Origin of the sequence: Campylobacter sp. CNRCH_2016_0050h (assembly GCF_025772605.1) — a bacterium.
Classification (GTDB): domain Bacteria; phylum Campylobacterota; class Campylobacteria; order Campylobacterales; family Campylobacteraceae; genus Campylobacter_D; species Campylobacter_D lari_D.
The window spans coordinates 1-600 of record NZ_JAKMSK010000041.1 but is presented as its reverse complement, the minus strand read 5'-3'; the positions used below and the strand labels follow the sequence as shown (position 1 = coordinate 600).

Annotated in this window: 1 pseudogene; it reads left to right on the top strand. The window is 30.8% G+C overall.

The window, feature by feature from the left end:
• A pseudogene (locus L8X28_RS08305) lies at positions 1-600 on the top strand (methyl-accepting chemotaxis protein); the annotation flags it as partial.

Genomic DNA, 600 nt, shown 5'->3' with positions numbered 1-600 from the left:
GCCAAAGCCATCAATGAAAACATCACTAAAACTAAAAATGCATTAGAACAAGATGCTAAAGCAGTAGAACAATCAGTTGATACAGCTAAAGAAATAGAAGGTGGTAATCTAACAGCAAGAATAACAGCAATTCCTGCTAATCCTCAATTAATAGAATTAAAAAATGTATTAAATGATATGCTTGATGTATTACAAGCAAAAGTTGGTTCTAATATGAATGAAATCAATAGAGTATTTGATAGCTATAAGGCATTAGACTTTACTACTGAAGTTAAAAATGCTAAAGGTGGAGTTGAAGTAACTACTAATGTATTAGGTCAAGAAATAGTAGCTATGCTAAGACAATCATCTGAATTTGCTTCTTTATTAGCAGATGAGAGTGGTAAATTACAAAGTGCTGTTAAAGACTTAACAGATTCTTCATCTTCTCAAGCTTCTTCTTTAGAAGAAACAGCAGCAGCATTAGAAGAGATTACTTCTTCTATGCAAAATGTATCTCATAAAACTAGTGAAGTTATTGCTCAAAGTGAAGAGATTAAAAATGTTACTTCTATAATAGGTGATATTGCTGATCAAATTAACCTACTTGCATTAAATGCT